Consider the following 10,189-nt stretch of genomic DNA (forward strand, 5'->3'; position numbering starts at 1 on the left):
TTGGCGACCACCACGGGGTCGATGCCCAGCGGCTCGGCGCCCGCGAACGCCTCACCGGACAGCTTCAACATGACGCGCTTCCACCGAAGCGGTCCGTCGAACGACGAAGCCGCCGGCGTAGCGGATTGATGGTTCTCCTGCACGACGGCGGCCTCCTCGGTGGTGATGATGAGCTGCTCACGTCCCTCTCGGGGCCAAGCCTATGCCTGACCGACCTTGTAGCGGACGAAGGCCAGGACCTTCACGCCGGCCTCGGCGGCGAGCTTGCCGACGGTCTTCTTGTTGTCCTTGACGAAGGCCTGCTCAAGAAGGGTGAAGTCCTTGTACCAGCCGTTGATGCGCCCATCGACGATCTTGCCGATGGCGGCCTCGGGCTTGCCCTCCTCGCGGGTCATCTGCTCGAAGACCGTGCGCTCCTTCTCGATCACGTCGGCCGGGACGGAGTTCGGGCTGAGGTACTTGGGGGCCATGGCCGCGGCGTGCTGCGCGATGTCCTTGCCGAGCTCGGCGTTCGGTCCGTCGAGCTGCACCAGGACGCCCACGGCCGGGGGAAGCTGCGGGTCGGTCTTGTGCATGTAGGAGACGACGAAACCACCGTCGAGCACGACGAAGCGGCGGACCTCGATCTTCTCGCCGAGGGCGGCGTTGGCCTCGTCCAGGTGCTCCTTGACGGTCTTGCCGTCCAGCTCGGAGTCCAGCAGGCTCGGCACGTCGCTCGGCCGGGTGGCCAGCACGTGGGCGACGACGCGGGCGGCCAGCTCCTGGAAGCGCTCACCCTTGGCGACGAAGTCGGTCTCGCAGTTGAGCTCGAGCAGCGCGGCGAGGGAGTCGCCCTCGTGCTTGACGGCGATCAGACCGTTGGAGGCGGTGCGCGCCTCGCGCTTGCCGACGTCCTTGGCGCCCTTGACGCGAAGGATGTCGACGGCCTTGTCGAAGTCGCCCTCCGACTCCTCCAGGGCCTTCTTGCAGTCCATCATGCCGGCGGCGGTCAGCTCACGAAGCCGCTTGACGTCGGCCATGTTCACGGAAGCCATTGTCTTTTCCTCGTCGGGTCGTCGTGGATCGGGTGGGTGCGCCCCGGTTCGGCACACCCACCCGTGAAGAGCCTTGCTTGCCGCACGGCGGGTGGCCATGCGGCGGACGTGGCCTCAGCCCTGCTGCTCGGTGCCCTCGGCCTCGGCGGCGGGAGCGGTCTCGGCGGGAGCCTCAGCGGCCTCCTGAGCCGGCGCCTCGGCGGCTTCCTGCGCCGGAGCCTCAGCGGCTTCCGGAGCCGGGGCTTCGGCGGCTTCCGGAGCGGAGGCCTCGGCGGCGGCTTCCGGAGCGGCCTCGCCCTCGGAGCGGGCGAGCAGCTCGCGCTCCCACTCGGCCAGCGGCTCGGCGACGGCGGCCGGCTTGTCCTCACCACGGGTGCCCGCACCGGCGCGCGCCATGAGGCCGTCGGCGACGGCGTCGGCGATCACGCGGGTGAGCAGGCTGACGGCGCGGATGGCGTCGTCGTTGCCCGGGATCGGGTAGTCGACCTCGTCCGGGTCGCAGTTGGTGTCGAGGATGGCGACGACCGGGATGTTCAGCTTGCGGGCCTCGCTGATCCCGATGTGCTCCTTCTTGGTGTCGACGACCCAGACGGCGCTCGGGACGCGCGCCATGTCGCGGATGCCGCCGAGGGTGCGCTCGAGCTTGTCCTTCTCGCGGCGGCGCATCAGGAGCTCCTTCTTGGTGAGCCCGGAGCCTGCCACGTTGTCGAAGTCGAGCTCCTCGAGCTCCTTGAGCCGCTGGAGCCGCTTGTGCACGGTGGAGAAGTTCGTGAGCATGCCGCCCAGCCAGCGCTGGTTGACGTAGGGCATGCCGACCCGCGCGGCCTGCTCGGCGATGGCCTCCTGGGCCTGCTTCTTGGTGCCGATGAACAGGATGGTGCCGCCGTGGGCGACGGTCTCCTTGACGAAGTCGTAGGCACGGTCGATGAACGACAGCGACTTCTGCAGGTCGATGATGTAGATGCCGTTGCGCTCGGTGAGGATGAAGCGCTTCATCTTCGGGTTCCACCGACGGGTCTGGTGCCCGAAGTGGACGCCGCTCTCCAGCATCTGCCGCATGGTGACGACGGGGGCCATGAGTATGGTCCTCCTGATCAGAGCGCCGCGAGGGCGCGTTTCTCGGTTGTCCGTGAGAGCCGGAGGCTCCCACCCTGACGCCCTGAGTCGTCCCATCCGGATCGAGGACCCGGACCGAGAGGACGAATCGCCTGTGGGCGTGCGAAGTCGGCCCGCTTGACGAGCCACCAAAAGTGTACCCGTAACCCGGCCACGCCCGGCCCACCGGCCAAGGTTCCCCCCCGAACGCAAAGCGTGATCGCCACGTCGCGACTCCGCTGGCCCCGCCCCACGTCGCGGCGGCCCGGATCGCCTCGACCGGCTCACCCCCCTCGCGGTCACCGGCGCGCCGGACGCGCGGGGAGCGCCCCCCGAGAGGGAAAGGAACGGCCCGGCGCGGGACCATTCAGCTCCGCGAGTCGCCGCCCGCCATGCTGGGCAGGGTCAACGCGACGATGACCGTCTCCACGATGGGCGTGATGACTCTCGGCGGGCTCGCCGGCGGCGCGCTCGGACCGCTCATCGGCCTGCGTTCCGCGCTGTGGGCCTGCGCCTTCATGGCCGTTCTCTCCATCGTCCTCGTTCTCTCCATCGTCCTCGTCTGGTCATCTCCCCTCGACCAGGCGGCCCGCACCGCCACCGCACACCGTCTCCGGAACCCCGTGTGACGACGCCGGAAGGACACACCGGCCGGCCTGAGCCAGACGGCGTGCGGGCGACAAGGCGACGCGACCACCACATGCGCCGTCGGCGTCGGCCCGCACCGCCATGAGGTCCGGCTACGGCCAGGCGGGAGAGTGCTCGCCATGCAGGGGCGAAGGCAGGCACGGCCGCATGACCGGTTCCGAGGGGATGCGAGCGGCGCAGGCGGAGTTATGCACAGAACGAGGTTCGGTCGCATGCCGCCGCTCGTCTCCCGGCCAGGATCTGCCCATGCGTTTCGCCGGCCTGCGGCTTTCACTGGTGTTCCTCATCACCGTCATCGCCGCCTCAGCACCCACCTCGCCCCCATACGCCTCGACCGCGGCCGCCGGCCCGCTGGCGCGAGAGCATTGGGGCGCACGTTCTTCAGGCGTCCCATCACCGACGGCAAGGGCCTCATCTCTGGACGCGCCAGGCACGGAGCCGGGCGGCACCGTCATGTCGCCGGCAGAAGGCTCGACCTTGTCGGAGCCGGGCGACACGAGCACCTCCGAGCAGGACGACACCGTCACCTTGGCACCAGGCGCCTGGGACACGGCGGATTCGGAGCCGGACAGGTCGGAGCCGGACGACGCGGACGGATCCGAACCGGGCCGGTGGGATGAGCCGGCCCGGTGGCGGCTGCCGCTTGACGAGCGCTCTCGCGTGCTGCGGAGGTTCGCCCCGCCACCTCGCCCCTGGCTGCCCGGGCACCGGGGCGTCGACCTCGCCGCCACGCCGGGCGGTCGAGTGCGGGCGGCCGGGGCCGGCATCGTCGGGTACGCCGGGCCACTGGCCGGGCGCGGCGTGGTCATGATCGTGCATGGCGGGCTGCGGACCACCTACCTGCCGGTCCGGCCCAAGGTCCGGCGCGGGCAGACGGTGACGCGCGGCCAGGTCATCGGCACCGTCGAGCGGACGGCCGGGCACTGCCCGATCTCCTGCCTGCACTGGGGCCTGATCGGCCGAAAGGGTTATCTGGACCCTCTGCTGCTCGTGGCCCTCGGCCAGGTGCGCCTCCTCCCCCACTGGCCCACTCCGCCGCCATGACCGCCCGCCCGCCGTCTCCGCGCCTTGCGCACCACATGACGGCGAACGGCGATCCAGCCCCATCGACCTCGTCGAAGATCCCACGGCGTCCGCCGCCTTCGGTTCCGGCCGCCATCCGCGCCCGTGGCCACGACACCATGTGCGGCGAGGGGGTCAGCGGTAGGCGGGGAAGTCGGACGGAGAACGTGCTCCTCCGGTGCGGCGCAGGCGCCAGCCGTGCTCGGAACGTTCGACATGGCCCGCGGCCGCCAGGGCTCCTAGACAGGTCAGCGCGGTCGTCAGGTCGACGCCCGCGTCCAGGGCGATCGTGGCCAGCCCTGTTCCCGCCCTCGCCGGCACGGCTTCTAAGACGGCACGGGTGTCCCCGTCCAGGGCGTCCCTCGGCAGCACCGGCCCTCGCGGTTCCGGAGCGAGATCTTCGCCCATCGCCCCCACCAGCTCGATCATCTCTCTGGCCGAGGTCACGCAGACGGCTTCTCCTCGCCGGATCAACCGGTGACAGCCCGCGGAGTTCTCCGAGGTCACCGGGCCCGGCACGGCGGCGAGCCGGCGCAGGAGGGTGCCCGCGTGCGCGGCGGTGTTGAGCGCCCCGCTCCGGAGGGCGGCCTCCACGACCAGGGTGCCACGTGACAGGGCGGCGATCACTCGGTTGCGGACGAGGAAGCGTGGGCGGGTCGGCCGGACGCCGGGAGGGCATTCGCTGACGACGGCCCCTCGGTCGCGGATCGCCGCGAACAGTCCGACGTGGGCGGCCGGGTAGGCGATGTCGAGGCCACAGGCCAGCACGGCGATGGTCGGAGCGGAGCCCGCGAGAGCACCGCGATGCGCCGCCGCGTCCACGCCGTACGCTCCGCCAGAGACGACCGTCCATCCCGCCTCGGCCAGCCCGGCGCCCATCTCCGCCGCGACATGCATGCCGTACGGCGTGGCCGCCCGCGAACCCACGACCGCCACGGAGCGGAGACAGGAGAACCGGAGATCGGCGTTGCCCTGCACCCACAGCGCGAGGGGACGCTCGGGCCCGAGATCGTCGAGCTGGGTCGGCCATTCCAGATCGCCCGGCGCGATGAGGCGAGCACCCGACCTCTCGCCGAGTGCAAGGTCGGCGACCGGATCGGCCGAGAGCAGGCGCGTCCGCCAGGCCTGGAGCCGGCGTTCGAGATCGGGTGGCCGGCCGCTCCTGGACGTCACATCGTCCACGAAGCCCGGGGCAAATCGCCCGCCCCGCACCTGCTCCAGCGCGGCCTCAGGTCCGTACGCGGCGACGAGCGCCGCCATGACGGCATCCCCGGCGTCCGCGATGCGCATCAGCGTGACCCTGGCCAACCGCCCGCCGTCCCACCGAGGCCCCCTCACCCCGTGCCCGACGAGCGGCCCTGCTCTTTCCTGCGGCTCATCCTCGCTGAACGGCCCGTCGGCAGCGTCCTGCGTCCCCCCGCGCGAGGGGACCGCCTCTTCCGGCAGGCCACCGAGAGCGGCAGGACCGGAAACCGCGTCGACCGCGCCGACGGTCTTGGTGCAGGAGACGCTCGGATCGCCGGGCTCGCGGCGGACCGGAGAAGCGGGTCGGGCGGACGTGATGGAGCACACTCCAGAAGAGGGAGGAGTCTGTGCGGGAACGCCGTCCGGACCAGGCAGGGCGGCACCGAAATCGGCCGAGGCGGCGCCCGGACGGGGAGAGACTTCGGCCGGATCAGGGCGGACCATGCCGGGATCTTCAAAACCCGCCGAGCGCTCGGCCGGCACCGTGCGGATTTCGGCGGGCGCCGTACGCGGCTCAGCGCGCGACTCGGTGCAGACCGTACGCGGCTCAGCGCGCGACTCGATGCAGACCGCGCGCGGCTCGGCGCCCGACTCGGTGGTGACCGTGCGCGGCTCGGCAGGCGCGGGGGCCGAGTCGGCAGGTGCCGTGCCGTCGGCGGGGAGCGTGGCCGGGGCGGAAGGGGCGGTGTGAGGTGAAGGGGTGGCGTCCATGGATCTTCTCCGGTCGCTGTGCAGGACGTCGTCGCGATGGGCGGATCGGATGGCTCGGCTCGGCCGGTGGACCGGCCTCGCGGGGCATCACTCGGTGCCGAGCCATAAGCAGAGGGCGGCGTTGGTCTCCTGCAGGCTGGGCTCACCCTTGCCGATCAGATCGGCCAAGGTCCACGCCAGCCGGATGACCCGGTCGAGACCGCGCGCGCTCAGCTCCCCGGTGTCCAGGCAGCGATAGAGCGGTGACATCGCCGAGGCCGGAAGGCGGTAGTCGGCGTGCAGCGCCGCGGTCGGGATCTCGGCGTTGCATCGCCATGGCGTGCCCGCGAGGCGTTCGAGGGCGCGCTCGCGGGCCAGTGCGACCCGCTTGGCCACCACGGCGCTCGGCTCGATGAACTGGCGATCGGACAACAGCTCGCGTCGCGTCGAACGGGTGAGCTTCACCTTGACGTCGATGCGATCGACCAGGGGGCCGGACAGGCGGGCGAGATAGCGCCGCCGCTGGAGAGGGGTGCACTGGCACGGGCTCTCCGCGGTGGACGGCTGGGCGCACGGACAGGGGTTGGCGGCCAGCACCAGCATGAACCGGGCCGGGAAGGTGACCGTTCCGGCCGCCCGCGACACCATCACCTGCCCCGACTCCAGCGGTTGGCGCAGTGAGTCGAGGACGCGGGCCGGGAACTCGGGAGCTTCGTCCAGGAACAGCACACCTCGGTGGGCGAGGGACACCGCACCGGGGCGGATCACACCGCTGCCACCGCCGACGATGGCCGCGATGGTGGCCGTGTGGTGCGGTGCCATGAACGGCGCACGGCGCAACAGCGGCCGCCCGGGCGGCAGGATGCCCGCGACCGAATGGATCGCCGTGACCTCCAGCGCCTGGTCGCGGTCAAGGGGCGGCAGCAGGGTGGGCAGGCGTTCGGCCAGCATCGTCTTGCCGGTGCCCGGCTGCCCCAGCATCCACAGGTTGTGACCGCCCGCCGCGCACACCTCCAGCGCTCTGCGGGCCATGGCCTGGCCCGCGACGTCCGAGAGATCGAGCGGCCGGCTCTCGGAGGTGTCCGGGCCGGTGGATCCGGGCTCCTGCGCGGCCTGCCCGGCGGTCAGGCCGGGCCAGTCATCACCGCGCAGGCTGTCGACCAGCTCGGCGAGGGTGAGCACCGGGACCACGCTGATCCCCGGCACCAGAGACGCCTCCGCGGCATTGGCGTGCGGGACGACCACGCACTCGGCCCCGGCCTCGACCGCGGCGAGCACGGCCGGGAGCACGCCGCGCACCGGCCGCACCGAGCCGTCCAGCCCGAGCTCCCCGAGGAAGAACGGCGGTGCGATGCGCTCCTTGGGGATCAGCCCGGCCGCGCCGATCAGGGCCACGGCGATGGCCAGGTCGAACAGGCTGCCGCGCTTGGGCAGGGAGGCCGGGAACAGGCTCACGGTGACCCGTGCGTCGGGCCAGGGATATCTGCTGTTGATGATCGCCGAGCGGACCCGGTCGCGGGCCTCGCTCAGAGCGGTGTCGAGCATGCCGATCAGGTGCACACCGGCGATCCCGTGCCCCACGTCGGCCTCCACCTCGATCACGTGGCCACTGACGCCCACCAGGGCGACGCAGCGGGTGCGGGCGACCGCCATCTACGACACCCCCCGATGGTGCTGGATGGAGAACTCGCCGGCGAAGCGTTCGAGCGCGACCACGTCGACGCGGATCGCGGAGAACCATTCGCTCTGGTCCCGGAGCCAGCGTGCCGCCAGTCCGCGGAGACGGGCGACCTTCGCCGGGGTCACCGCTTCGAAGGCCGAGCCGTGGCTTCGCCCAGAGCGGGTCTTGACCTCGACGACGACGAGGACGGGACCCTCGCGCGCCAAAATGTCGATCTCGCCCTCCGGGCGGCACCAGTTGCGCTCCAGGATCTGCAGCCCGGCCGCCCCCAGGTAGTCGGCGGCGAGCATCTCGCCGTACTTGCCCAGCTCGTGTGCCATGGTCATGGGACCACCTCCGGCCCCGACCATCGCCCATCGCCCGGGGCTCCCGACCGGCCGAGCCGGACTCTGTGGACGACGCCCGGCTCGGCGCATTGGCTGCGAGATCCCGGCCACCGCGTCGCGTGGCACCTTCGCCCGGTTTTACGGAGATACGTAACCGGCGCGCTTTCCGGCATGGAGCCACCAAAGCAGCGAACTCCGGCATTCTGCGCTGTGGACAACCCACGGCGACGTACCGGCTCGCCTGGACCGGATCCGGGCCGCCGCAAGAGGGATCACGGCCACGTGGTGCCACCGCCCGGCAACCACGAGTGCGGACGGCCATGACCGGGCCGACCTCGACCAGACGGGCGGCCGGACGGGAGCAGAAGGGTGCGACACGAACCGGCCCGGATGGCGGCGGTACACGAGGCCATGAGCACCGATTCGGCACCCCACCCCTACAGCGCGGCGGCAGGATGTCGATATGCCGCCCATGTTCATCCTCGTGCACAGCCCATCCGTCGGGCCGTCGACCTGGGCCTACGCGGACCTCGCCGGCGAGGCGGCCGGACGCGGCGCGGCCGGCAGGCGGCCCGCCTGCCCGGCGCCCACCTCCATCAGATCGCCGACCCGGCAGGCACGGCCCGGCACCTTATCGAGCTCACCACCCGGCCGTGATCCGTCGCTGGGACCGGCGCCCGGCAGAAGGCGGGCCCTTCACGGTGGCCGGGCAGGTGGCGGGCCGGTCAGCCGGAGAAGCCTTCCTTCGGCATCTCCAGGTCCGGCTTGGCAAGTTCTTCGACGTTGACGTCCTTGAAGGTGACGACGCGGACGTTCTTGACGAACCTCGCCGGGCGGTACATGTCCCAGACCCAGGCGTCCTGCATCTTCACGTCGAAGAACACGTCGCCGTTCTCAGCCGTCCGCACGTCCAGGTCGACGGAATTGGTCAGGTAGAAGCGCCGCTCGGTCTCTACCACGTAGGTGAAGAGCCCGACCACATCGCGGTACTCCCGGTAGAGCTGCAACTCCATCTCGGTCTCGTATTTCTCGAGATCCTCTGCGCTCATCCCGGTCCTCCACTTCCCTTCCTCCCCCGGTGCCACCGATCAGAGGACACCGGCCCCCATCTCATTGTCGCCTATCTCGCCACCCGCTCCTGACCGCGCCACAGAGTTCACTGTGACGAAAGAGAAACGGTGGTGCGGGCAGGGACCATGGGCGGCGAGCGCCCGCCGATGACCGGCCGTGACGTATCCCTTGTGCTCGGCGAAGCCGTAGTGCGGGTAACGGCCGTCCAGCGAGGTCATGATGCGATCCCTGGTCACCTTGGCGACGATGGACGCGGCCGCCACGCACGCCGAGACCTGGTCGCCCTTCCACACCGCGAGCGACGGCGCGGGGAGGCCGGGCACCGGGAACCCGTCGATCAGAACGTACCCGAGATCGCACCCCAAACCGGCGACGGCCCGCCGCATCCCGGCGATGTTGCACTTGTGCAACCCTCGCGCGTCGATCTCCTCAGGGGGAATGACGACGATGTTCACCGCCCGGGCGGTCGCGAGGATGCGATCGTGCAGCGCCGCACGCCTGGCGGGGGTGAGCAGCTTGGAGTCGGCCAGGCCGTCGATCTCGGAGCCGAGGACCACCGCGGCGACCACGAGCGGCCCGGCACAGGCCCCGCGGCCCGCCTCGTCCACGCCGGCGATCGGAGACAGGCCGCGGCGGGTGAGCGCGCGTTCGTACCCGTAGAGCCCCGAGTCACGCCGGACGATGCTGGGGCGCGGGCGGAAGAGGACAGTCATGAGGCAGGCGGCACGGCGCCCCGCCGCGAGGGTAAGGGCCTGCGGGAGGGTCGGACCCCCTGGCCGGTGAACGGCGACGCGAGCACGACCATGACCACCAGCCTACGCCCCAATCGCGAAGAGGGGTACGTTATCGGATCTTTGTGGATGTCCCCATCGGCCTAGGCGACGGGGCCGGGCGGCGGTCGCGGGTCAGCCGGAACGGCGTCGCGCTCTGACGAGCCATCGGTGGCGCAGCGCCACCAGGGGGAACGCCCCGGCGAAACCGAGCAGCAACGGCGCGGCGCCGCCGGCCATGGCGGCGGTCTTCAACGCCGCCTGTTCGAAAGTGCCGGGGATCGGCAGCGTCGTGGCGCGGGAGAACGGCCATACGACGACGAACGCCCGCCCGACCACTGTGTCCGCCGGAATCGCACCGCCACCCGGGTCACCTTGGTGCAACCGCGAGTCGAACGAGACGGACCGGTGGTCGCCCATCACCCACAGGCGGCCTTTCTCGACCTTGATCTCGAAGAAGCGCTGCGAGGGCTCATCACCCGGATGCAGATACGCCTTCTCGTCCAGTGGCACGCCGTTCACCGTGATCCGGCCCTTGGCGTCACAGCACTTCACCGTGTCACCCGG

At 71.2% G+C, this 10,189-nt stretch carries 11 protein-coding genes and 1 pseudogene; 3 read left to right on the plus strand and 9 right to left on the minus strand.

Features of this window, described 5'->3' with window-relative positions:
- From IEY93_RS38845 to rpsB, 3 genes and pseudogenes are all read right to left on the minus strand, one after another.
- A pseudogene (locus tag IEY93_RS38845) lies at nucleotides 1-143 on the minus strand (UMP kinase); the annotation flags it as partial.
- Between the two features lie 57 nt (nucleotides 144-200).
- Nucleotides 201-1,034, minus strand: coding sequence for a translation elongation factor Ts (gene tsf / locus IEY93_RS32960; protein ID WP_189167083.1), 834 nt, complete (start codon nucleotides 1,032-1,034; stop codon nucleotides 201-203).
- 114 nt (nucleotides 1,035-1,148) lie between these two features.
- Complete coding sequence (gene rpsB / locus IEY93_RS32965) at nucleotides 1,149-2,111, minus strand: 30S ribosomal protein S2 (protein ID WP_189167084.1); 963 nt, start codon at nucleotides 2,109-2,111, stop codon at nucleotides 1,149-1,151.
- 449 nt (nucleotides 2,112-2,560) lie between these two features.
- On the opposite strand from rpsB, the gene IEY93_RS32970 reads away from it, so the two are divergent.
- Nucleotides 2,561-2,758 carry a hypothetical protein gene (locus IEY93_RS32970; RefSeq protein ID WP_189167085.1) on the plus strand — a complete coding sequence of 66 codons (198 nt, stop codon included), beginning with the start codon at nucleotides 2,561-2,563 and terminating at the stop codon, nucleotides 2,756-2,758.
- A gap of 679 nt (nucleotides 2,759-3,437) precedes the next feature.
- Nucleotides 3,438-3,821: a murein hydrolase activator EnvC family protein gene (locus tag IEY93_RS38850; protein ID WP_229691675.1), complete on the plus strand. Its 384-nt coding sequence runs from the start codon at nucleotides 3,438-3,440 to the stop codon at nucleotides 3,819-3,821.
- Nucleotides 3,822-3,974: 153 nt separating this feature from the next.
- On the opposite strand, the gene dprA is transcribed toward IEY93_RS38850, so the two are convergent.
- Entirely contained in the window at nucleotides 3,975-5,129 is a 1,155-nt protein-coding gene (gene dprA, locus IEY93_RS32980; protein ID WP_189167087.1) for a DNA-processing protein DprA, read from the minus strand.
- A 397-nt stretch (nucleotides 5,130-5,526) separates the two neighbouring features.
- Between dprA and IEY93_RS32985 the strand changes: the two genes are divergently transcribed.
- The gene (locus tag IEY93_RS32985) at nucleotides 5,527-5,775 is read left to right on the plus strand and encodes a hypothetical protein (RefSeq protein WP_189167088.1); all 249 of its coding nucleotides are present in this window, start codon (nucleotides 5,527-5,529) and stop codon (nucleotides 5,773-5,775) included.
- A gap of 107 nt (nucleotides 5,776-5,882) precedes the next feature.
- Here the strand turns inward: IEY93_RS32985 and IEY93_RS32990 are convergent, their stop codons facing one another.
- The 5 genes from IEY93_RS32990 to lepB all read right to left on the minus strand — a co-directional run.
- Nucleotides 5,883-7,427, minus strand: a complete 1,545-nt coding sequence (locus IEY93_RS32990; RefSeq protein ID WP_189167089.1) for a YifB family Mg chelatase-like AAA ATPase — start codon at nucleotides 7,425-7,427, stop codon at nucleotides 5,883-5,885.
- Nucleotides 7,428-7,781 carry a YraN family protein gene (locus tag IEY93_RS32995; protein WP_189167090.1) on the minus strand — a complete coding sequence of 118 codons (354 nt, stop codon included), beginning with the start codon at nucleotides 7,779-7,781 and terminating at the stop codon, nucleotides 7,428-7,430.
- 725 nt (nucleotides 7,782-8,506) lie between these two features.
- On the minus strand, nucleotides 8,507-8,830 hold the full coding sequence (locus tag IEY93_RS33000) for a DUF2469 domain-containing protein (protein ID WP_067184127.1): 324 nt from the start codon (nucleotides 8,828-8,830) through the stop codon (nucleotides 8,507-8,509).
- A gap of 39 nt (nucleotides 8,831-8,869) precedes the next feature.
- Nucleotides 8,870-9,565, minus strand: a complete 696-nt coding sequence (locus IEY93_RS33005; RefSeq protein ID WP_189167091.1) for a ribonuclease HII — start codon at nucleotides 9,563-9,565, stop codon at nucleotides 8,870-8,872.
- 192 nt (nucleotides 9,566-9,757) lie between these two features.
- Nucleotides 9,758-10,189, minus strand: a 432-nt coding sequence (gene lepB / locus IEY93_RS33010) for a signal peptidase I (protein WP_189167092.1), incomplete at its 5' end; no start/stop codon positions are given.

Origin of the sequence: Sphaerisporangium melleum (genome assembly GCF_014646695.1) — a bacterium.
Classification (GTDB): Bacteria; Actinomycetota; Actinomycetes; order Streptosporangiales; family Streptosporangiaceae; genus Sphaerisporangium; species Sphaerisporangium melleum.